Origin of the sequence: uncultured Flavobacterium sp. (assembly GCF_963922255.1) — a bacterium.
In the GTDB taxonomy this organism is placed as follows: Bacteria; Bacteroidota; Bacteroidia; order Flavobacteriales; family Flavobacteriaceae; genus Flavobacterium.
Genome location: NZ_CAWUIC010000002.1, coordinates 145,754 through 168,787 on the forward strand (window position 1 = coordinate 145,754; position 23,034 = coordinate 168,787).

17 protein-coding genes, 1 tRNA gene and 1 pseudogene are annotated in these 23,034 nt (G+C 30.2%); 6 read left to right on the plus strand and 13 right to left on the minus strand.

Annotated elements, in window-relative coordinates; all coding sequences use genetic code 11:
* Position 1: 1 nt before the first annotated feature.
* A complete protein-coding gene (locus AABJ49_RS02715; RefSeq protein ID WP_338375922.1) occupies positions 2–1,009 on the plus strand; it encodes a serpin family protein in 1,008 nt (335 codons plus the stop codon).
* 3 nt (positions 1,010–1,012) lie between these two features.
* Here AABJ49_RS02715 and AABJ49_RS02720 read toward each other — a convergent pair whose 3' ends face one another.
* The 9 genes and pseudogenes from AABJ49_RS02720 to serS all read right to left on the minus strand — a co-directional run bounded on the left by AABJ49_RS02720 (position 1,013) and on the right by serS (position 8,926).
* Positions 1,013–1,429, minus strand: a complete 417-nt coding sequence (locus AABJ49_RS02720; protein WP_338375924.1) for a DUF2752 domain-containing protein — start codon at positions 1,427–1,429, stop codon at positions 1,013–1,015.
* A gap of 26 nt (positions 1,430–1,455) precedes the next feature.
* A complete protein-coding gene (locus AABJ49_RS02725) occupies positions 1,456–1,824 on the minus strand; it encodes a DUF4234 domain-containing protein (RefSeq protein WP_338375926.1) in 369 nt (122 codons plus the stop codon).
* Between the two features lie 36 nt (positions 1,825–1,860).
* Positions 1,861–2,298, minus strand: a complete 438-nt coding sequence (locus AABJ49_RS02730; RefSeq protein ID WP_338376181.1) for a VOC family protein — start codon at positions 2,296–2,298, stop codon at positions 1,861–1,863.
* Positions 2,272–3,219 (minus strand): annotated as a pseudogene (locus AABJ49_RS02735) (2-hydroxyacid dehydrogenase); the annotation flags it as partial. The gene AABJ49_RS02730 and the pseudogene AABJ49_RS02735, both read right to left, overlap by 27 nt.
* A 60-nt stretch (positions 3,220–3,279) precedes the next feature.
* Positions 3,280–4,632 (minus strand): magnesium transporter, encoded by a 1,353-nt coding sequence (gene mgtE / locus AABJ49_RS02740; protein WP_338375928.1) that lies wholly within the window; start codon positions 4,630–4,632, stop codon positions 3,280–3,282.
* Positions 4,622–5,398 carry a 16S rRNA (adenine(1518)-N(6)/adenine(1519)-N(6))-dimethyltransferase RsmA gene (gene rsmA, locus AABJ49_RS02745; RefSeq protein ID WP_338375929.1) on the minus strand — a complete coding sequence of 259 codons (777 nt, stop codon included), beginning with the start codon at positions 5,396–5,398 and terminating at the stop codon, positions 4,622–4,624. The genes mgtE and rsmA overlap by 11 nt, the downstream gene beginning before the upstream one ends.
* Positions 5,399–5,437: 39 nt before the next feature.
* A complete protein-coding gene (locus AABJ49_RS02750; protein ID WP_338375931.1) occupies positions 5,438–5,761 on the minus strand; it encodes a DUF4286 family protein in 324 nt (107 codons plus the stop codon).
* 33 nt (positions 5,762–5,794) lie between these two features.
* On the minus strand, positions 5,795–7,570 hold the full coding sequence (locus tag AABJ49_RS02755) for a tetratricopeptide repeat protein (protein ID WP_338375932.1): 1,776 nt from the start codon (positions 7,568–7,570) through the stop codon (positions 5,795–5,797).
* Between the two features lie 84 nt (positions 7,571–7,654).
* Positions 7,655–8,926 (minus strand): serine--tRNA ligase, encoded by a 1,272-nt coding sequence (gene serS / locus AABJ49_RS02760; protein WP_338375934.1) that lies wholly within the window; start codon positions 8,924–8,926, stop codon positions 7,655–7,657.
* A gap of 159 nt (positions 8,927–9,085) precedes the next feature.
* Between serS and AABJ49_RS02765 the strand changes: the two genes are divergently transcribed.
* From AABJ49_RS02765 to AABJ49_RS02780, 4 genes are all read left to right on the plus strand, one after another.
* Positions 9,086–11,026 (plus strand): M1 family aminopeptidase, encoded by a 1,941-nt coding sequence (locus AABJ49_RS02765; RefSeq protein ID WP_338375935.1) that lies wholly within the window; start codon positions 9,086–9,088, stop codon positions 11,024–11,026.
* 73 nt (positions 11,027–11,099) lie between these two features.
* Positions 11,100–12,425: an RIP metalloprotease RseP gene (gene rseP / locus AABJ49_RS02770; RefSeq protein ID WP_338375937.1), complete on the plus strand. Its 1,326-nt coding sequence runs from the start codon at positions 11,100–11,102 to the stop codon at positions 12,423–12,425.
* 109 nt (positions 12,426–12,534) lie between these two features.
* Positions 12,535–12,608 (plus strand) — tRNA-Asn (locus AABJ49_RS02775).
* 123 nt (positions 12,609–12,731) lie between these two features.
* Positions 12,732–16,805, plus strand: coding sequence for a choice-of-anchor L domain-containing protein (locus tag AABJ49_RS02780; RefSeq protein ID WP_338375939.1), 4,074 nt, complete (start codon positions 12,732–12,734; stop codon positions 16,803–16,805).
* On the opposite strand, the gene AABJ49_RS02785 is transcribed toward AABJ49_RS02780, so the two are convergent.
* The 4 genes from AABJ49_RS02785 to AABJ49_RS02800 all read right to left on the minus strand — a co-directional run bounded on the left by AABJ49_RS02785 (position 16,792) and on the right by AABJ49_RS02800 (position 21,370).
* Positions 16,792–17,406, minus strand: coding sequence for a 2OG-Fe(II) oxygenase (locus AABJ49_RS02785; RefSeq protein ID WP_338375941.1), 615 nt, complete (start codon positions 17,404–17,406; stop codon positions 16,792–16,794). The genes AABJ49_RS02780 and AABJ49_RS02785 overlap by 14 nt on opposite strands.
* Before the next feature lie 147 nt (positions 17,407–17,553).
* Entirely contained in the window at positions 17,554–19,281 is a 1,728-nt protein-coding gene (locus AABJ49_RS02790) for a T9SS type A sorting domain-containing protein (RefSeq protein ID WP_338375943.1), read from the minus strand.
* 20 nt (positions 19,282–19,301) lie between these two features.
* Positions 19,302–20,000: a response regulator transcription factor gene (locus tag AABJ49_RS02795; RefSeq protein ID WP_338375945.1), complete on the minus strand. Its 699-nt coding sequence runs from the start codon at positions 19,998–20,000 to the stop codon at positions 19,302–19,304.
* 2 nt (positions 20,001–20,002) lie between these two features.
* Entirely contained in the window at positions 20,003–21,370 is a 1,368-nt protein-coding gene (locus AABJ49_RS02800; protein ID WP_338375947.1) for a HAMP domain-containing sensor histidine kinase, read from the minus strand.
* Positions 21,371–21,679: 309 nt separating this feature from the next.
* Here AABJ49_RS02800 and AABJ49_RS02805 point away from each other — a divergent pair, with 309 nt between their 5' ends.
* A complete protein-coding gene (locus AABJ49_RS02805) occupies positions 21,680–23,014 on the plus strand; it encodes an ammonium transporter (protein ID WP_338375948.1) in 1,335 nt (444 codons plus the stop codon).
* The last annotated feature ends 20 nt before the right edge of the window (positions 23,015–23,034 follow it).

The following is a 23,034-nucleotide window of genomic DNA, read 5'->3' on the forward strand; positions in this document are numbered from 1 at the left end:
TATGAATCTTAAAATAGTAATATCTGTCTTATTAATTTATTTTTTTATACTTTCTTGCAAAACTGAAGAAAGGAACTTTGATGAAGTTAAAGACTTATCTAAATTTCCAAAAACTGAATTTCTACCAACTTTAGAAAATAATATTTCTGATAATAAAAATGCAGTTTATTGTGCAACTCTTCCTTTTGCTTGGAACGAAATTTTACAAGAAACTGGAAAACCCACGAACATTAATAAAAATTATATTGATTTAATACTCTTAAATAATTCAAAAACTTACATTGATGCTTTAAATAAAGATGAATATGAATCTTCTATCGAAATTGAAGACGAAACAATAAAAGCAAATGTGTTTTTTAAAAAGTCGTTGCCATTTGAATTTAAATTGAATAGTTATGATAAAAAATTGATATTTGATAAAACACCTGTAAAGTCATTTGGTTTAAGTGGTTATGATGAATTTGAAATGATAAATTCTGTAAAAATTATTTATTATAAAGATGATGAAAATTTCATAATAAAATTACTCCCAAAAGATGAAAATCACGAAATAATTTTATTTAAAACGAAAGAAAAATTTACTTCTATTTCTGAAATGAATCAAGAAATTGAAAAATTAACTGATTTAGCTGACATTCAAAAACAGAACAATAAGCTTTATTGGAAATTTCAATTTAGAGAAGAAGATAAGTTAATCATTCCTAAAATTAATTTTAATATTAAAACTAATTTTCCAAAATTAGAAGGAAATCTATTTAGTGGATTTGAGCGTCAATATAAAATTGAATCAATCATACAAAGAACTGCTTTTATATTAGATGAAAGCGGAGCAGAAATCGAAAGCAAAGTGGAATTTGCAGTTGAAGCTGCTGAAAAAGTCATAGAAGAAAAACCTAAACCAAAACAATTGATTTTTGATAAGCCTTTTTTAATTTTGTTAAAAAGAAAAGATTCAACAAATCCTTATTTTGGACTTTGGAATATAAATGCTGAATTAATGGTTAAATAACAATCAACCCCATATAGATTGTTCCACAATAGAATCCCAACTGTTTTCTTTTATAAAAAATACTAATCTAATCGTGTGATAAACCATTAAAAAAGCACCTAAAGCATAAGCAAATTTTCTATTTAAAAACCACTCTCTAAAGTATGTTTTTTTTGTTTTAATTTCTACTGAAAAAAGGATAATTATAAAAACAGCAAAGAATACTACTATTGGTCCAAGTAAATGATAACTCAAACTTGTTAGAATATCACCTTCATACAAATAAACCATTGATTTTGTAATTCCGCAAGAAGGGCAAGGAAAACCCGTAAGCATTTTAAGTGGACAAAGCGATTGCTCTTTATCAAGTGAATGATTATGGTTTTGAAATCCTAAAACAAAAGGTATTATTAGCACTGCAAAAGCACCAATAATACCCATAATTCTATTTGTAATAAAGTTTTTGATTAGTACAATTTATTGATTTCTGATTGAACTATCATTGCTGTAATCATTGGGAAAAAGAAACCTAAAATTAACAATAATACTGAATCGTCTTTTTGAGGTTGATTGGTTAATTCATAAATTTTTGGTAAACCATCTCTTCCCACTAACCAGTAAAAAAAGAAACTTAAACCACAAAAACTAGTTAAAATTGCCACAACAGGAGAAATTACTTCACGCTCATTGGCTGCATTAATAACTTCTGAAATTTTTAAATTCCAATAGATTAAATATAAACCACAAGTAAAAAATCCTAAAATTAGAACAACTATTGGGTCTACTTTAAAATAAGGAATGTTGGGTTTGTTGTTAAAAGAGTTGATTACTTCCATTTTTGGTTAGTTTTTTAATGATTGATGATTAGGTTTTTACAGAAAGGCTGAGTCAATTGGTTCCCAAAGTTCTATTTTGTTATTTTCTGGGTCCAAAATCCAAGCAAACTTTCCATACTCATAAGTCTGCATTTCATCTATAATTGTTACACCTTCTTGCGATAATTTTTTTATAAGACTCTCTAAATCATGTACTCTAAAGTTCTGCATGAACTGTTTTTGTGATGGTTCAAAGTAATTGGTATCATTTTTAAAAGGACTCCATTGTGTGGAACATTTGTTGCCTTTTTCATCATTCCACCAAAAAGTACAACCGTAATCATCTGTGTTTAACCCTAAATGATTTTTATACCAATCCTTCAATTCTTTGGGATTTTCAGTTTTAAAGAAAAAACCACCAATTCCAGTAACACGCTTTTCTTCTACTTCTGAAACTTCTTCTTTAAAGTAAATTGCCTTAATTTTATCTACTATAGTTTGTGCTAATTTTTCATGACTCTCAAAGGTCCAACCAGCAATGTGAGGTGTTAATAAAACATTTTCTGCTTGACGCAAATATTCAAAGCTTTCGTTTTTACTTTCTTCATCAAATAAATTTTCAAAGGATAGTTTTTCGTATTCTAAGACATCTAAACCTGCTCCAAGTACTTTACCAGATTTTAATGCTTCTACTAAATCTGAAGTCACAACACTTTTTCCACGAGCTGTGTTGATTAGCCAGAATGATTTTTTAAATTGTTTTATAAATTCAGCATTCATCATTTTATCGGTTTCTGGTGTCCAAGGAATATGCAAACTCAATACATCTGCTTTTTCTTGAAGTTCTTGTAAACTGACTTGTTTGGCATTAGCATCAGCTACATTTTCTTGAATGTCATAGCATAAAACTTCTACATCAAAACCTCTTAGTTTTTTGGCAAAAGCTTTTCCCATATTTCCATAGCCAATGATTCCAACCGTTTTACCATCTAATTCATAACCACGATTAGCTTCTCGGTTCCATTGACCATTTTTGACTTCTGCATTGGCTTTGTTTAGGTTATTGAAAAGAGAAAGTAACATTCCCAAAGCTTGTTCTCCAACTGCATTTCTATTTCCTTCTGGAGCAGCAATTAAATGAATATTTTTTGAAGTTGCATATTCACAATCAATACTTTCCAAACCTGCTCCAACTCTAGCAATAAATTGAAGGTTTGTAGCTTTATCTAAAAATGTTTTATCAATTTTAAAACGACTTCGAATTACAATTCCGTGATAATTTTGGATTTTTGTTTCAATTTCTTCTTTAGATGAAGTGAAATCTATCTCGTTGTGAAAGCCTAGTTCTTCCAATTGATTCCACAACAAAGGATTATTTGAATCAATATGAAGGATTTTTATGTTGTTAGGTGACATTTCTTTAATTTATTTGATAACAAATATAAAGAAAGGATATATTAAAAAGGAAAATTTAATCTAAAACCCTAAAATAGCTTTAGCAATAGTAAAGAAAATAACAATTCCCATTATATCATTACTAGTTGTAATAAATGGACCTGTTGCCAATGCTGGATCAACACCGTATTTGTCTAAAATAATTGGAATAAAAGTACCAATCAAAGAAGCTGTAATAATTACGGAAAGTAATGCTAAAGAAACAGTAATTCCAGTCATATAGTCAATATTTAAAATAAAATGACTTCCAATAATTAGAATTATCGCTAAAATACTTCCGTTTAATAAACTCAACGTTAATTCTTTTGCTAATCGATTAAAAAGAGAACCTGATAAAGCATTATTAGCCAAACCTTGCACAATAATTGCGGAAGATTGTACTCCAACATTTCCGGCCATCGCAGCTATAAGTGGTGTAAAGAAAAATAATTCAGGATGAACATTCATTGCTGGTTCATACAAACCTAAAACATGAACCGAAATAAATCCTCCAAAAAGAGCTAACACCAACCAAGGTAAACGTGCTTTTGTCAACTCTAAAATACTATCATCTGCTTCAACATCCTGAGAGATACCTGCTGCTAATTGATAATCTTTATCGGCTTCTTCTTTAATGACATCGACAATATCATCAATGGTAATTCGACCAACTAATCTGCCTAATTCATCTACAACTGGAATGGCTTCTAAGTCATATTTTTGCATGATTCTAGCTACCTCAACATTTTCAGTATCAACTTTTACATAGTCAACTTTTGGAATATAAACATCACTAATTGGTGTTTTGGTAGATGTGGTTAATAAATCTTTTAATGATAACCTTCCTTTTAATCTATTTTCATCATCAACTACATAAATAGAATGTACTCTTGTTACGTTTTCCGCTTGAGCTCTCATTTCTTTTACACAAGTTAAAACATTCCAATTTTCATTGACTTTTACTAATTCTTTTGCCATTAAACCACCGGCAGAATCTTCATCATAACGAAGCAAGTCAACAATGTCTTTTGCATGTTCAACATCTTCTAATTCCGAAATTACTTGTTCTTTCTTTTCTTGAGAAAGTTCGGCAATAATATCGGCAGCATCATCTGTACTTAACTCATCTAGCTCTTCTGCAATTTCTTTTGGCGTTAAGTTTTTAAGAATTTTTTCTCGAACATCCTCATCTAATTCCAAAAGAATTTCAGCTGTTTTTTCGGAATCTAAAGCATTGAAAATATAACTAGCTTCGTGACTATCAAGCTCGTCCATAATTTCGGCAATATCAGCAAAGTGAATATCCAGAAGCAAGTCATGTAATTCTTGTTCTTTATTTTCACTAATAAGTTGCTCTATTAGAGCAATGAATTCTTTGCTGATTTTAAACTCCATCGGCTGCTATTTTTTGCGTAATGTATATAAATTGTTCCACCGTAAGTTGTTCCGGTCGAAGGTCAAAGATAACATCTTCTTTTAAACTATCCGAAAAAGCATAGGATTTTAAACTATTTCTTAATGTCTTTCGTCTTTGATTAAAAGCTGTTTTTACAACTTGAAAAAATAGTTTTTCATCACAAGGTAAAGTATAATTTTCTTTTCGCGTTAAACGCAAAACTCCTGAATCTACTTTTGGTGGTGGATTAAAAACATCTGGTGGAACCGTAAATAAATATTCTGCTTCATAAAAAGCTTGTGTTAATACAGAAAGAATTCCATAGACTTTACTTCCTTTTTTTTCACAAATTCTTTGAGCTACTTCTTTTTGAAACATGCCTGCAAATTCTGGCACTTGATTTCGCATTTCCAAAGCTTTAAAAACAATTTGTGAAGATATGTTATAAGGAAAATTTCCAATAATAGCGAATTGCTCTCCTTTGAAAACTTCATTTAAATCATACTTTAAAAAGTCTTTAGAAATAATATTATTGGCTAAATTGAGATAATGAGTTTGTAAATATTCCACTGATTCCGTATCAATTTCTATTACGAAAGTTTCGGTAGGTTTTTCTAATAAATATTTGGTCAAAACACCCATTCCTGGTCCAACTTCAATTGTTTTTGAATAGCCAGAATACGACATAGCATCAGCAATTTTTTGTGCGATGGATTCATCTGTTAAGAAGTGCTGACCTAGGTGTTTTTTTGCTTTTACTGACATTTTGGAAATTTTGAAGTTAGAATTCAGAAGTTAGAAATTTTAATTTTCACTATGAAAATGTTCACTCAAAACTTCAAGTTCTGTTCTAAAAGCTAACATTTTATCACCAAAAAGTTCTAGACCTTCTTGTCTTAATCTTGGTGCGTGATTTTGGTAATAATCGTTAAGTTTTTCTTTAGAATCTGAAAAGAACTGAACCGAATAAGTGACTCCTTCGTCTTCTTGAACAAGTACTTTTACGAATCTTGCATTGTTAAATAAACCTGTTGCTAAAACATCTGAAATATGTTTGTTTTGCATCCATTGTAACCATTTGTTGTGAACAGAATGGTCTATATTTATAGTAACGTTATATATAATCATTATTTAATTGGATTGGAATTTGGAATTTATAAGTTAAATAGCATCACCACGAAGCAATCTAAATTGTTTTCTAGCTTCTGTAAAATGAATACTATCAGCATGTTCAAAAATCATTTTTTCGTAAAGTGGTTTTGCTTTGTCATTTTCGTTTAAATATTTATGATAAATCTCTGCAGAATAAAACAATGCTTCGTCAACATAAATTCCATCTAAATGAGTATCTAAAATAGTTTTATAATAAGCTAAAGCATTTGCATAGTCTTTTTTCTTTTCGTAAATCTGTGCAATTTTAAATAGGGTTACTTCTTCAATTGCATCACCTTTGTATTTTTCAAGAATGTCTTTAAATCCTTGTAATGCTTGCTCGTTTTTATTCTGATATGTTAACAAATCGGCTTTTGAAAAAGCTTTTAAAGCAACTCTAGTGCTATCTTCAGCTGAATTATCACTAATCAACAAAAACATTTCAATAGCATCATTGGCAATCAATAAACTTGAAGATTGCTTCAAAACTTTCACTTGTTGTAAAGCCCAATCAAAATCTTGTTTATAATAGCTTGTTGTTGCCATTTTCATGCTTGCTTCATGTGACTTTTCATCGTTTTTTAAGGTTTCAGAAATTTGAGCATAATACAAAATAGCTTGATTGAATTTTTCATCCAACACTAAAATATCAGCTAATTCCATTTTAACTTCGCTTTCTTGTCTTGGAGAAAGTCGCAAAGTTAGTGCATTCTCTAGTGTTGCTTTTGCTTTAGAAAATTGCTTCATATAGAACGCATCGAAATTTGCCGATAATAGCTGTAAATTTAATGTGTAAGGAGAAATTCCGTACTGTTTAACCAAATCTTCTATTGTTTGTTGAATGATTGGATATTCTTTTTCAGAAGCTTCTTCAATTTGCATTGAAATTAAAAAATCATGTGCTTGAATTTGTAACCCGTAATCTTGTGTATTTTCTAAAATGAATTGAAAAATTTCTTTTGCTGTTTCATTTTCTTTTTCTTCCATAGCAAATTTGGCCAAATTCACAATATTATAAAAACCTTCTGGATTTCTTTTATAAATAGCTTTTTCTTGAGCAAATGCTTTTCCGTACTCTTTTTGTTGCACAAAATACCAACTCAAAAACTCGTTCCAATAAATATCTTGATTTTTTTGAACTCTCAGTAAGAGTGCTTTTTTTATGTAATTGGTAAAATTTCCTTCTGTATCTTCACTAATAAATCGAGTCAATTGATTTTGAACTAAAGTAGTATTGTTTTGATTACTAAATGAATAATCTAACAATTTTTCAACCATTATTTCCAAATTTCCCATTTGTCCATTTAATAACGCAATTTGGTAATCAAAATTTAGATTTGGGTTACCTGTTTTTCCCACTTCATAAGCTTTTATAGCCCATTCTAAAAGTGTTTTTTGTTCAAAAGCAGCTGCAACAGAATACGCATAATTGGATTGTAAAACCACTTGTTCAATGGCTAAATTATAGTTTTCGGTAGCTTTTTGTTCGTTTTTTTGTAATTGAAAATTATAACCTAATTCTACATATAGATTAGGCATTTTGGACGTTTTTATCTTATTTGAAATAGCAATATCGGCTTTATCATATTGTTTTAATTGCTGATAACAAGCAACCATTTTTTGAAAATAAGCATAATTTCCAGGTTGTTTAACTACTAATTCTTCTAATAAAGAAATGGCTTTATCAAATTCACCTCTATCAAAATAGTTAAAAGCCAATTGCTCCGATTGAGCATTAACCAAACCAGATAATAACAGGCAAAAAAGAATAAAAAGTTTTTTCATACAAGTAGTTAGAAACAAATAATGTACTAAAGTAACATTTTTTATGCCAATTTAGTACATTGTTTTTATAAAGATTAACGTTTATTAGTCAATAATATCAAATCCTGTGTATCTTCTTAATACTTCTGGAATTACAATTCCTTCTGGTGTTTGATAGTTTTCTAAAATTCCGGCTAAAACTCTTGGCAAGGCTAATGAACTTCCATTCAATGTATGAGCTAGTTGGTTTTTTCCGTCTTTGTCTTTGAATCTTAATTTTAATCTATTGGCTTGAAAAGTTTCAAAATTAGACACTGAACTAATTTCTAACCAACGCTCTTGAGCTGTTGAATATACTTCAAAATCATAAGTCAAAGCTGAAGCAAAACTCATATCGCCACCACATAAACGCAAAATTCTGTAAGGTAATTGCAGTTCGTTCAAAATTTCTTTTACATGTTCTACCATTCCATCTAAAGCTTTATATGAATTATCTGGATGTTCAATTCTAACAATTTCTACTTTATCAAACTGGTGTAAACGATTTAATCCACGAACATGTGCTCCCCATGAACCTGCTTCTCTTCTGAAACATGGTGTATAACCTGTTGCTAAAACTGGTAATTCATTTTCTTGAAGAATTACATCTCTAAAAATATTGGTTACTGGAACTTCGGCAGTTGGAATTAAATATAAATTATCTTTTGCATCGTGATACATTTGTCCATCTTTATCTGGCAATTGACCTGTTCCGTAAGCTGAAGCTTCATTTACTAAATGAGGTACTTGATATTCTTGGTAACCAGCATCGATGTTTTTATCTAAGAAATATGAAATTAACGCACGTTGTAATTTTGCTCCTTTTCCTTTGTAAACTGGAAATCCTGGTGCAGTGATTTTTGTCCCTAATTCAAAATCAACAATATCATATTTTTTAATTAATTCCCAGTGAGGTAATGCTCCTTCATGTAACGTTGGAACTTTTCCATGTTCAAAAACATTTTCATTATCATCAGCAGTTTTTCCATTAGGAACAATTTCTGCTGGAAGATTTGGCAATTTGTATAATTCTTCCTCTAATTTACTAGCAAATTCATTCAACTTTTCAGTTAAATCCTTGGTTTGCTCTTTAAATTCAGTGGTTTTGCTTTTAAGTAATTCGGCTTTAGCTTTTTCACCATTACGCATTAATTCACCAATGTCTTTAGATACTTTATTGGATTCCGCAAGTATATTATCAAGAGCAACCTGAGATGATCTTCTATTTTCATCTAAGTTAATTACGTCTTCCACAATCGATTTTGCATCCATGTTTTTCTTTGCCAAACGCGCAATAACTTCTTCCTTGTTTTCTCTAATAAATTGTATTTGTAACATAGTAAATTATTTAAGAATGCAAATGTATAAAATAGAATGTTTAGATACTAAAAATAGCATAAAACAGTTGTTAAATTTCTTTCCAATTTGTTAATAAATATGTCCCTTAAAAAACTTTTTAGAAAAAAAACTTTACTTTTGAATAAATATCTTGAAAAAATGAAAAAAATAATACTTTCTATAATTCTGATTGTTAGCTCTATATCATTTGCACAAATTGATAATTCTGAATTTGAAAAAATGGTCGAAGCAGAAATGAAATCAGCCGCAAAAATTCAAAATTTCACGGTCAATCCAAATACGCAGAATTATGATATTACTTATCATGAATTACGTTTTACTGTTGATCCTGCGGTTTCAAATATTAGTGGAATTGTTACTACTACTTTTACTGCTTTAGCCAATATGTCATCTATTACATTTGACATGAGTGATTCAATGACAGTTAGTTCGGTGACTAGAAATGGGCAAGCTTTAACCTTTTTTCAAAGCACTACTAAAGAGTTAATAATTAATTTCCCATCTGTAATAACTACTGGAACAAGTGCAACGGTAATTATAACTTATGCTGGTCCACCAGATCCAAGTGGTTTTGGATCTTTTGTAAATACCCAGCATAATGGAGTGCCTGTAATGTGGACTTTATCTGAGCCTTTCGGAGCAAGAGATTGGTGGCCGTGTAAACAAGATTTGAATGACAAAATAAACAATATTGATGTTTACATAACTGCACCATCACAATATACAAGTGTAGCTAATGGATTAGAAATTTCTCAAACAACAAATGGTTCTAATAAAACAACTCATTTTCATCATAGTTATCCAATTCCAGCTTATTTAATTGCTATTGCTGTCACTAACTATCAAACACATACTCAGCAAGCTGGTTTAGGAACAACTGCAAGTCCATTTTTTCCAATTGTTAATTATATGTATCCTGAAACAGCAGCAGCAAATATAGCAAGCGTTGCTATTACTCCTACCATAATGAACTTTTTTGAATCTACTTTTGAGCCTTACCCTTTTAGAAATGAAAAATATGGACACGCTCAATTTAGTTGGGGAGGCGGAATGGAACATACTACTGTTTCATTTATGACTGCTAACAGTAGTGGATCTTATAGTAGAAGTCTAATTGCACATGAATTAGGACATCAATGGTTTGGAGACAAAATAACATGCGGTTCTTGGAGAGACATTTGGTTAAATGAAGGTTTTGCTACTTATTTAGCTTCATTAGTTATTGAAAATTTAGATGGAAATGCCGCTTTTGTAGCTGATAAAAATAATATGATTAATAGCATTACTTCTCAACCAGGTGGTGCTGTTTATTTAACTGCAACCGAAGCTGAAAGTGTAAATCGAATTTTTAATTATAGACTTAGTTATCAAAAAGGAGCAATGGTTTTGGAAATGCTTCGTTGGAAAATGGGAGATACTATGTTTTTTCAAGCCTTAAAAAATTATTTAAATGATTCTAATTTAGCCTATGCTTATGCATTGACATCAAATCTACAAGCTCATTTAGAAACTGTTTATGGAAGCTCGTTAACTGATTTTTTTGCAGATTGGATTTACAACCAAGGTTATCCCACATATACTATAAATGCTACACAAATAAATTCAAGTCAAGTTCAGATTACAGTTAATCAAACTCAATCTCATTCAAGTGTTTCTTACTTTGAAATGCCTATTGAAGTTAGATTGACAGGTGCAGGAAATCAGGTTTTTGATACACGATTAGAAAACACCTCTGACGGTCAACAATTTATTGTAAATGTCCCTTTTACTGTTACGGGTGTTGAATTTGACCCTAACAAACATATTATCTCAAATAATAATACTACAGTTTTATCTAATTCACTTTTCGAATTACAAGAATCTATTGCTATATATCCAAATCCTGTAAATTCTTACTTTGAAATCAGTTCACCTGATTCTATTTCTATCGAAAAAGTTGAATTATACAATACTCTTGGTCAATTAATTTCACACAAAACAACAACTCAATTTTCAGTTGAAGATTTGTCAACTGGACTATTTATTGCTAAAATCTATACAAATGAGGGAATAGTCGTTAAGAATCTATTAAAAAAATAAACGCTTTTTAAAAATAATTATCAAAAGTAAGGTGAAAACCTTACTTTTGTCGCTTATAAAATTTAAGTAAACAATGATTCAAGTAGCACAAATTCTATTTATATTATCCGTATTAGTTATTCTTCATGAGTTTGGACATTATATAGCAGCAAAAATGTTTAAAGTGAGAGTAGAAAAATTCTACTTATTTATGGATGCAGGATTTTCTTTAGTTAAGAAAAAAATTGGGGAAACTGAATGGGGAATTGGATGGTTACCAATTGGTGGATACGTTAAGCTTTCAGGTATGATTGACGAAAGTATGGACACTGAACAAATGAATAGCGAACCGCAAGAATGGGAATTTAGAGCAAAACCTGCATGGCAAAGATTGATTATCATGTTAGGTGGAATTATTGTAAACATTCTTTTAGCTTGGTTGATTTATTTAATTATGTTTTCTACGGTTGGGCAAAAATATGTCTCAACGGAGTTAATTCAAGAAAATGGTTTAGCTTTTGGAGATGTTGGAAAAAGCGTTGGTTTTGAAAACGGTGATAAAATTATTGCTGTTGACGGAAAATTACAACCAAAATTTAATTGGATGGTTATTGATGTTCTATTAAGTGATAAAATTGAGATTGACCGTAATGGAAAAAAAATAGAACTTGATTTAACCGAAGAACAAAAAGGAGAAATCATTAGTAAAGAAGGAAAAGGATTTGCTTTTGCCATGCCAAAATTAGCTAAGATTGATTCAATTGTGCCTAATTCTAATGCTGCTTTAGCTGGTTTTGAAAAAGGAGACATTATTAATAGTATTAATGGAAAAAAATATGACAACTATTTTAGTTTCAAAGAAGTCTTAGATAAAGAGAAAAAAGACACAATTACACTTGATATCTTAAGAAATAATAAAAATTTAGCTATAAAGACTATTGCTAATGAGAAAAATGAAATTGGAATCATCTATCAACCCGCAGACACAACTGATTATGTTGTTAATAACCAATTGAGCATTGGTGAAGCCATTCCTGCTGCTGCAAAAGAAGCATGGCAATTGTTAATTTATAATGTAAAACAGTTTAAGTTAATTTTAAGTCCAAAAACAGAAGCTTACAAACAAGTTAAAAGTCCTGTTGGTATTGCAAGAATTTTACCTGATGAATGGAATTGGGAATTCATTTGGAATTTTACAGCACTATTTTCAATTGGTTTAGCGTTTATTAATTTATTACCTATTCCAGGCTTAGATGGTGGACATGCACTATTTACCATTGCAGAAATGATTACAGGAAAAACTTTAAGCGTAAAAGCAGCAGAAAGAGTTCAAACCTTTGGAATGATTATCTTATTGACATTGATGGCCTTAACCTTTGGAAAGGATATATATCAATTAATTGCTGATAAATTATTTTAATTTTTTTTATAAAAAAGTTTGCGAGAAAGAAAATGTGTGCTATATTTGCACTCGCAAAAAAGGATAAAACCTTTCTTAAATAGACGTTCATAAACTAAGATATATAGTTTCCTCCTTAGCTCAGTTGGTTAGAGCATCTGACTGTTAATCAGAGGGTCCTTGGTTCGAGCCCAAGAGGGGGAGCTTTAAAAGCCTAGCAGCAATGTTAGGCTTTTTTTATGCAATTTTTTTAAAAATTTACGTTTAAATATTTATTGTATATATTTGTGCTTTACATTGTTAATCATTTTCATAAAGCCCCGAACTATGAAAAAATTAATGTTTTTATTATGCTTATGTTCATTCATAAGCTACAGTCAAACTATTAGTGTTGATAGTAATACCTACTCAGCTTCAGATTTAGCCAATCTTTTGGTAACTAATTCTTGTATCAGTCCTACCAATATTTCCTATTCTTCTGGTCAATCTGTAGCGTATTTCAATAAGAATGGTTCAAATTTTCCTATTAATCAAGGTGTTATTATCAGAAATGGTATTGCCCAACACTCTGAAGGAATTTACACTGGAAACAACCTAAGTAGTCAAGTAAACTCAAACAGCGATGTTGATTTAGTAAACATCAGTAATAGTTCTGGACAAACCTCAACTATAACTGATGCAGCTTATTTACAATTTGATTTTATTCCTATCTCTAATAATTTTAATTTTAGATTTTTATTTGCATCGAATGAATATGGTGAATTTCAATGTGGTTTTAGTGATGTTTTTGCTTTTCTGTTAACTGACTTAACCACTGGTGTAACAACGAACATTGCGGTTGTTCCGGGAACAAATACACCAATTTCCGTAAAAGATATAAGAAATAATATCTATAATTCATCTTGCAGCTCTGTAAATCCAAGTTTATTTGACATTTACAATGTAAATAATCCTGCTGCTTCAAGTTTAAACATGAGAGGATTTACGAAGTTATTAAATGCTTCAGCACCAACCATTCCAAATAATCCGTACCGAATAAAACTTGTTATTGGAGATTATAATGATGCTGATTATGATTCAGCAGTTTTTATTTCGGCAGCTAGTTTTAACAGCACCGTAAATTTAGGTCCAGATGCAAGTCTTTGTTCGGGAAACAACACAACTATAACAACCAACCTTGATAGCACTGAATACAATCATTCATGGTCTTTGAATGGAAATGTTTTAGTAGGTGAAACAAGTAATATTTTATCAATTACTCAAGCAGGAACTTATGTTGTAACTGTTGTAAAAGACGGAACTGCATGTCAAATGACAGATACAATTGTTTTTTCTGACCTTCAAGTCACAAATCCTGAAGGTTTATATGTGTGTAATGATAATTCTGGCTCTTATATATATAATTTGACTGAGAATAATTCTACTGCTTTAGGAATAAACCCTAATCAATATCAAGTTTTATATTTTAATTCTTTAGCTAATGTAGCTTCTAATAACCCTATTCCAAATTCAAATTTAAACGCATATTCTAGTAGTGGAAATGAAACAATTTACATTAAACTCTTAAATACTACTACTAATACAATATGTAATGCTCAGTATTCTTTTAATTTAATGGTGAATCCTACAGTTTCGGCTAATCAACCTAGTACTATTAATTTATGCAATAACGCTCCTTCAATAACAGTTGACTTAACCAGCCAAAACAATCAAATTTTGAATGGTCAAAATCCTAGTGATTTATCTATCACTTATTTTAATTCAGAAACAAATGCAATCGATAATACCAATAATATAAGTAGTTCAGCAAGTATTACATTAGCAACTTCTCCCAAAACAATATGGGTAAGAGTTGAAAGTATTACAAATCCTGATTGTTTTGATGTTACTAGCTTTGATATTATTGTAAATCCTTTACCAGCTGTTGATTCATTATCAGATGTTGTTGCTTGTGAAAATTTCACTCTGCCAATTTTGACTAATGGTGCTTATTATGATGGACCAAATGGAACTGGAAATCAGATAAACCCAAATGACATCATTGATGAAACGGGCACTTATTATATTTTTAGTGGTCCAGACGCTAATGGTTGTACAAACCAATCAAGCTTTTTAGCAACGTTCATGGATGAATATGATATTGGTCTTGAACATTGTGGTGAATTCACTGTTCCTGCTCCATTAGCTGGTGAATTTTACACACAGACAGGTGGCCCAAATGGAACAGGAACGGTTCTTCCTTCTGGAACAATTATTACTACAAATCAAACCATATATTTTTATGTTGAAATTGATGGTGTTTTTTGTAGAGAAGAAGCATATCCTTTAACTATACATCCATTACCTCTTGTTGACACTCTTGATGATGTAGTTACATGTGGTAGTTATACATTACAACCTATAGCTAATGGTAATTATTTTACTGACACAAATGGTGGAGGAACTGCTCTATTTGCTGGAGATGTTATTAGTTCTACTGATACTATTTATATTTTTTCGGATGACGGAATTTGTACCAATCAAACTAGTTTTTATATTGCAATTCTAAATCAACCAAATCCTGTGATTTCTTGTGGAGACTATATTTTACCCGCTTTAGACGCAGGAAATTATTACACTCAAATTGGAGGACAAGGTGCAATTATTCCTTCCGGTACACCAATTGCAAGCTCACAAACTATTTATGTTTATGCCAACACAACTACAACTCCAAATTGTACATCAACTTTTACATTGCCAATTACTATTAAACCAAAACCTATAGTTGATGATCTTAGTGATGTCATTCGTTGTGCAAATAATCCATATCAATTACCTACATTAACTGGAGGAAATTATTACACTGCTACAAATGGTGGAGGAACTATGTTAAATGCTGGAGATATAATTTCTACAAATCAAACTATTTATATTTATGATATTTTAAATGGATGTTCAAATGAAACTTCATTTAGTGTTGAGATTATTCCATTGCCTCTGGTTGAAAATTTTACAGACATTTTTGTTTGTGATCCTTTTGTTTTGCCGAATTTAACATACGGTACTTATTACACAGAACCTGCTGGAAATGGAAATATAATCCCAAGTGGAACAGCTATAGATTCTACTCAAGTGATTTATATTTTTAATGATGCTTTAGATGCTAACGGTTGTTATGCTGAAACTGTTTTTCAAGTAAATGTTTTAGGTGTTGATGTAGGGAATTTTACTGATATTTCAGAATGTGACAGTTATACATTACCTGCTTTGACTATTGGAAACTATTTTTGGGAGTCCAATGGTGTTAACCCAATAGATGTTTCAGATTTTACATTTAATGTTCCTGGAGTTTATACTATTATTGTTTATGCTCAAAATGGAGGAAGAACTTTTTGTAGTGATGAAGAATCATTTACTATAACTATTTCCGAAACTCCCACTTTGCCTACATTTTCAAATATTGTTAAATGCGGAACATATACTTTGCCTTTTTTAGATAATTCTGCTTATGACGTAAATTATTATTTAAGTCCAAATGGAACAGATATAATAAATCTAACAGATTACACTTTTGACACAGCTGGAACTTATACCATTTATGTTTATGCAACTGCGTTCAACAATGTAAATTGTACCGATGAAAAATCATTTACTTTGACAATTTATCCATTGTTAAATTTAGATATTGAAGATGCTTATATGTGTGTTGATCCAATTACGAATGATATTATTCAACCTGCATTTATAAATACAAACCTTAATCCATCGCAATTCACTGTAAATTGGTATTTGAATAACAATCTGGTTCACACGGGTTCTTTTTATAACGCTACTCAAGTAGGAACTTATACTGTTGAAACCAGTAAACTGACTCCAGATGTGGGTTCAAATTGTAATTATAACTCAACGACAGTTTTAGTTTCTCAATCTAGTTATGCTGTTGCAGAAGCTATTGTAACAACAGATTTTGATGATACTGCTTCAATAACTGTAAACATTTTAAATGGTTATGGTTCTTATGTATATCAATTGGATAATTCTGGTAATTTTCAAGAAAGTAACGTGTTTTCTAATGTTTCATCTGGAGAACATATTATTCATGTTCGAGATGTCTTGGGAAATTGTAATGATATAACTTTAACTGCAACTGTTTTAAAATACCCAAAATTCTTCACACCAAACGGTGATGGCTACAACGATACATGGAATATTTGGGATTTAAGAAATAGTCCAAATGCTACTGTTACTGTCTTTGACCGTTATGGAAAATTCATCAAGCAATTTAAAACATCAGGTTTTGGTTGGGATGGAAAATTAGATGGTTATGATTTACCTTCAACTGATTATTGGTTTGTTGTGAATTATTTTAATCAGAATAATGAAGCAAGAGAGTTTAGAGCTCATTTTGCTATGAAACGATAACCTCAATAAGGTCTTTTCGAAGCCAACCTGTGATACTCAATCGCATTTGATTGGTTTCTAAAACTTCGTGTTCTAATTCATTACTTTTAAAAAAAACGGTTTTTCTATTTGTTGGACTTATCGTTTGTGAGTCTTCTTTGTCATATATTTTTAATTCTCCACCATCACCTTCTTTCCAATCTACATTTAAATATGTAATCATTGAAAATTGCCTATTGCTAGTATCTTGAAATTGATCGAAATGTCTTTTGTAAAAAGTCCCTGGTTTATATAAAGCATAATGAAATTCATAGCTTTTTATTCCTGTAAAGCATTCTTTATTTAAGTAATCGATAAAATCTTCAATAAGTGCAAAGAATTCCATTTCATGAGGATTGTTGTTTGCTTTGTCTAACCAATAAATAACATCACTTCTGATTTCTTTATTTTTAGCAAATGTACCAAAATGACCTATTCCAGCCGATTTTAATTCTTCTTCTTTATAAAGATTTAGCAAACTATCTCTAAGATTATTTGCCAATGATTCACTTAAAAAATCTTTTGAAATTCCAACTTTATTGTCAATATAACTCGAAATCAATTCTTCAAAACTAGCTTCCATTGTATAGGTTATCTGAAAGGACAAATAACGTGCGAAAGTACATTATTTTTCAATTGAAAATCACACTCTTAAAAAAATAAATATTTAAATGAAAAAGGAAGCGTTTCCACTTCCTTCTTCCCCTATAACAATTCATAAAAAACAGAATTATTCTTTTATAAATTTTTTAGTTTGATTGATATTGTTTCCTGATAATTGCAAAGAGTAAATACCATTAGAAATCGTAGATAAATCAATTGTTTCTCCGTTTAAAGAATCTTGTTTTACTATTTGACCAAGTGTGTTGTATATTTTGTATGAAGTAAAACTTTCATTATTACTAATACTCAAGATGTCTTTTACTGGATTTGGATAAATTACTACTTCATTTTGAATAAATGAAGCAGTTGGCAATGCAATACTTAACCATTCAAAACGAGAAACGAAAACATCATAACTATTGACACCTGAATTATTGATGGTATCAATTCCAGAGTAAGGATTAAAATCTACTGTTGAACTCACAAATGAACCTGTGAATAATAATGAATTATCTGCATTAAAAACCATTTTGGCAAAAGTTTCTCTTCCTGTACCACCAACAGTAACATGATTTACATATTGCATAGATGGAGTAAGCTCTAAAATATAAGCATCTAATCCACCATTTGAAGTTGTATTTACTGTAGCTGTTCCAAAATCAAAATCTGCAGTATCTAAAAAGGTTCCTGTAACAAATAAATTTCCGTTTGGACCTACTGTCATTCTATACATTTCCTCATTTTCAGTTGTAGTAGAACCACCAACAACATAACTAGCAACATAATTTCCTGAAGAGTCAAACTTAGATATATAACCATCTGACGAGCCTAAAACAGTATACATATTTGTTCCACTAGATGGATCCAAATCTTGATTTCCAATTAAAGCTCCACCAATATAGACATCTGTCCCAATTGTTTCAACAAATTTAGGATTGTCGTATCCACTTCCTCCAAAAACTTTTCCCCAAACATACTCTCCTGTTGCATCTAATTTTACTAAAAAGGCATCAAAGTTTCCGTTTGAAGTTGAAGAATTTGCTGCAACTGTTGTAGATGGATTTAAATCAACAATTCCCTGATAACGACCAGCGATTAATAAATTACCTGCTGTATCTATATCTATTGATTCAACTACTACAGCACTTGAAGAGTTAAAAGTTTTTACCCAAACATAATCCCCATTACTATCTAATTTTAAAACAAAACCGTCTTGACTAGCTCCACTTCCAGTAGCTAATATAATTTGCTGACCAGCTCCTGGATCAAAATCTGCATAATTAAAACCACCTACTACATATACATTATTTGAAGAATCTACTATTATATCTTTAGAATCCTCATTTGCTGCAGCACCAGCAGGATTACTAACTTGTTTTGCCCAAAGGAAGTCTCCGTTACTGTCTAATTTTACTATAAAGCAATCTCGACTTAAAATAGGTGCTAATTGAGATAAAGGATAAACATTTGGTCCTGGATCTGCATCAAAAGAATTCGAACCTGCTCCTTGAAAATATCCAGTTATAAGAATATTATCTGCATTGTCAATGGTTACTGCTATAGCAACATCATCAGCTGCTCCACCGAAACTTTTAACCCATAAAGGATTTCCATTAGCATCATGCTTTGCTAAGTATCCATCCGCATTTCCACCATTGTAAGTTACAGTTGTGGTTCCTACTGTTAATGTTCCTGCATAAAAACCAACACTATATACATTTCCTTGACTATCTTTTGCTACATCATAATTGGTATCTATACCTGTTGTACCAAATGTACTTGTTCCAAAATATTGTTGAGCAGAACTCAACAATGAAATCGAAAATAATAGTAGTGATAAAGTAATCTTTTTCATGATTTTAATATTTGATTTAATTAATTGTTAATGATAAATTCGAGACCAATACCTCGCGTGCTTTTAATTGTTATATTTTCGTCTTCTTTAAAATGTTTTCTAATTCTACTTATAAATACATCCATACTCCTACCTGAGAAAAAATCATTATTATTCCAAAACTTTAACAGTATTTCATCTCGTTGAATTAAATTATTTCTAGATTCATATAGAAAATAAATTAATCGCGCTTCTTTTTCTGTTAGTTTAAAAATTGAATCATTAATTCGTAATTCTAATTTTTGAATATCAAATGTGTATTTACCTATAGCAATGCTTTCAAGTTTAAAAAAATCGTCAGTAATTGAATTCTTCTTTTCTGTTCTTCTAATTATATTTTGCAATCTTAAGATCAATTCTTCTACCTCAAAAGGTTTTACTATATAATCATCAGCTCCTAACTTTAATCCTTTTATTCTATCATCTTTTGCTTTTCTGGCTGTTAAAAACAAAAAAGGCAAATCAGGACTGTGCTTTATAATTTTTTCAGCTAATGAAAAACCATCAAGCTTTGGCATCATTACATCAAAAATTCCAATATCAAAGGAATCATTTTTGGACAATTCAAAGGCTTCTTCACCGTCTTTTCCCCAAACAACTTCAAACTTATTTAACTCTAAATATTGTTTTAATGCTGTTCCAAAATCAAAATCATCTTCTGCTAATAATATTCTTTTCATTTTTATTGTTTTGGGATGATTATCTTAAATACTGAGCCTTCATTTTCTTTACTCTCTACTTCTAAAATTCCTTTATGAGCCTTAATTATTTGCTTACTATAGTATAAACCCAAACCTAAGCCTTTGTAGTTATGTCTGTCTTTTTCACTCACTCTAAAAAATTTCTCAAATATTAGTTTTTGATGTCTTTTAGATATTCCTATTCCGTTATCAGAAACTAAAATTATATGCTGTTTTACTTTTTCATTATATGAGTATGAAATTTCAATTTTTGTGCCTTCATATTTAACTGCATTTGATAATAAATTTAAAATTGCTGTTCCCAAATAAAATTTATCTGCAATGATTTTTTCATCAGTTTCAATAAAATTTCTAACTATTTCAACATTCTCATTTAAAGTAATTTTGTAATCATTAATAATATCATTCAAAAAGGGAATCGTTTTGAATTTTTTTAATGATAAGTCAATTTCGTCATAACCAACACTATTATTAACGACTTGATCAATTAAATTTTGCAAACGCTTATTTTGCCTATCAATTACTTGAATTGTTTCTTTTGCAATTTCTGTTTGACCTTCTGCATATTTATTAGTTAAGGTTTTTGTAGTAATGGCTAGTGTTGACAAAGGTGTTTTTAACTCGTGCGTTATGTTATTGATAAAATCTGTTTTAATTTCGGCTAATCTTTTTTGTTTTATTAAATTGTGAATTGAATATGAGAGCAATCCTATTACGAATGCAAATAACAAAACCGAAAGTATTAACAAAACTGAAAGCTCCTTTATAATAACGTTTTCCCAATCTACAAGGTTCATGTAAATTTGAGTTTTAAAATGTAAATCCTTAAATTGTTTTGAATCTTCTAACTCTTTTTGCCAAGTGCTTTTATTGATCAACATTGCGTCTTTACTAGAAAAATTATTTCCTAATATAAAAATAGCACTGTCCTTTTGTGAATCTAAAATCTTTTCGTCTACAGTTGTTAAACTATCTAAAATTATGATGTCTGTTACAGAAACCTTAATTTTAACATCAAAGTTTATATCCGTTTTTTTAATTCCTTCTTCATATAATTTTAAAAATGACTTATTTATCTCTCTTGTTGTTGTTTCAAGATTTTTTAAAACTTCTGATTTACTAATTTTTGAATTTTCATAAAGCTCCAACTGATTTAGAAAGTCATTTCTATAGATCCAAGATAAAGAATCAACCTCTTGCGTTGTATAAACTTTTGCAATTGAATTTCTTGCATCCATTGCAAATGTTTTCTTCTTTAATTCATAAGTATTATAAATTAAATAGGCTTGAATAGCAGAAATCGCTATTAATGTAACAATAGAACCTAAAATTAAAAATCTTGACTTCAAGGACATTTTGTAAAAATATTATAAAGTGATTACTATATTTAAAAACATTTAATCATTAACTTACTATTAACCTATTTTCATAAAAGTAATAAGCAGTAAACTAAGTTTTTACATAAATATAATAAATAATTTTGATAGCCAATTGAACAATTTATTTATTAATCAAGTTTTATTTGAAGAAAAAATAAAAAAAATTCAAAATTATAATAATATAACAAAAATCCATTTTACATTCTAATTTTATAGGGGTTACTTTTATTTATAAATCTATATTTTATATTTTTACCCTATAATTTTAGGGGTTAAAATATGAAAATAGAAAAAAGATGGATTATTTCGTTCTGTATTATAACGATATTAGCAATAACAAGTTTATTTTGGACACCTTCTAACAACTTGAAGGATCAATTCTTACCAGAATCAGAAATTAATGTTGCTGATGTAGCTTGGCTACTAACCTCTTCTTCGTTTGTTTTATTGATGACACCAGGACTTTCTTTCTTTTATGGTGGAATGGTTGGAAGAAAAAATGTTATTTCAACCATGCTTCAAAGTTTTATATGTTTAGGAGTTGTTTCTTTGGTTTGGGTTGTGGTCGCATTTAGTATGGCTTTTGGTTCGTCAATAGGAATTACTATTGATGGAATACTCTACGGAATTATCGGAAACCCTTTTGACTTTACTTTTTTTAATAATGTTGGTGTTTTACCCCATAAAAATCTTGCATCCAATTTGCCGTTTGTCCTTTTTGCCCTTTTCCAAATGAAATTTGCCGTAATAACTCCTGCAATTATTACGGGTTCTTTTGCCGAAAGAGTTCGATTTATTTCTTATTTATTATTTATTTGTTTGTTTACGTTATTTATTTACACTCCTTTATGTCACATGGCATGGCATCCAAACGGTTTATTGGGTGCCTACTTTGGCATAAAAGATTTTGCAGGTGGAACAGTAGTACACATGAGTGCAGGTTTTGCCGCTTTAGCTGGAGTTTTAACTTTAGGTAAACGTAAAAACAGCGAACACATTCCCACAAACATTCCTTTTGTATTATTAGGAACTGGAATGCTATGGTTTGGTTGGTTTGGATTTAATGCTGGTTCATCTTTAGCTGCTAATGGAACTGCAGCAATGGCTTTTGCAACAACTACTATTGCTTCTGCATCTGCTATGATAACTTGGATTTTCTTTGACAGAATTAACGGAAGAAAAGTTTCTGCTTTAGGAGCTTGCATTGGTGCTGTTGTCGGTTTAGTTGCCATAACTCCAGCTGCTGGTTTTATAACAATTCCTGAAAGCATTTTCTTTGGGTTCATTACTGCAATTGTATCTAACAAAATGTTATATTGGAAAAAACTTAAAGCCATTGACGATACATTAGATGTTTTTGCATGTCATGGAATTGGTGGAATTATGGGTATGATTTTAACTGCTATTTTTGCAAATGGTGAAAATGCAAGTCTTTTACATGGTGGATGGACCATTTTTGGTCATCACATGATGGCTCTTGTTATGGTTTCATTCTTTACTTTTTTTGGATCTATTTTGTTATTTAAAATAACCAATAGCATCATTCCACTTCGTGTTTCTGATAATTCAGAAAGAGTTGGATTAGATTTATCACAACATGATGAGAAATTTTAAGAAACAATAGTATCGTTTGA

Coding starts and splice junctions, on each gene's coding strand:
- AABJ49_RS02715 (WP_338375922.1), top strand. CDS start 2: ATGAATCTTAAAATAGTAATATCTGTCTTATTAATTTATTTTTTTATA.
- AABJ49_RS02720 (WP_338375924.1), bottom strand. CDS start 1,429: ATGGGTATTATTGGTGCTTTTGCAGTGCTAATAATACCTTTTGTTTTA.
- AABJ49_RS02725 (WP_338375926.1), bottom strand. CDS start 1,824: ATGGAAGTAATCAACTCTTTTAACAACAAACCCAACATTCCTTATTTT.
- mgtE (WP_338375928.1), bottom strand. CDS start 4,632: ATGGAGTTTAAAATCAGCAAAGAATTCATTGCTCTAATAGAGCAACTT.
- rsmA (WP_338375929.1), bottom strand. CDS start 5,398: ATGTCAGTAAAAGCAAAAAAACACCTAGGTCAGCACTTCTTAACAGAT.
- AABJ49_RS02750 (WP_338375931.1), bottom strand. CDS start 5,761: ATGATTATATATAACGTTACTATAAATATAGACCATTCTGTTCACAAC.
- AABJ49_RS02755 (WP_338375932.1), bottom strand. CDS start 7,570: ATGAAAAAACTTTTTATTCTTTTTTGCCTGTTATTATCTGGTTTGGTT.
- serS (WP_338375934.1), bottom strand. CDS start 8,926: ATGTTACAAATACAATTTATTAGAGAAAACAAGGAAGAAGTTATTGCG.
- AABJ49_RS02765 (WP_338375935.1), top strand. CDS start 9,086: ATGAAAAAAATAATACTTTCTATAATTCTGATTGTTAGCTCTATATCA.
- rseP (WP_338375937.1), top strand. CDS start 11,100: ATGATTCAAGTAGCACAAATTCTATTTATATTATCCGTATTAGTTATT.
- AABJ49_RS02780 (WP_338375939.1), top strand. CDS start 12,732: ATGAAAAAATTAATGTTTTTATTATGCTTATGTTCATTCATAAGCTAC.
- AABJ49_RS02785 (WP_338375941.1), bottom strand. CDS start 17,406: ATGGAAGCTAGTTTTGAAGAATTGATTTCGAGTTATATTGACAATAAA.
- AABJ49_RS02790 (WP_338375943.1), bottom strand. CDS start 19,281: ATGAAAAAGATTACTTTATCACTACTATTATTTTCGATTTCATTGTTG.
- AABJ49_RS02795 (WP_338375945.1), bottom strand. CDS start 20,000: ATGAAAAGAATATTATTAGCAGAAGATGATTTTGATTTTGGAACAGCA.
- AABJ49_RS02805 (WP_338375948.1), top strand. CDS start 21,680: ATGAAAATAGAAAAAAGATGGATTATTTCGTTCTGTATTATAACGATA.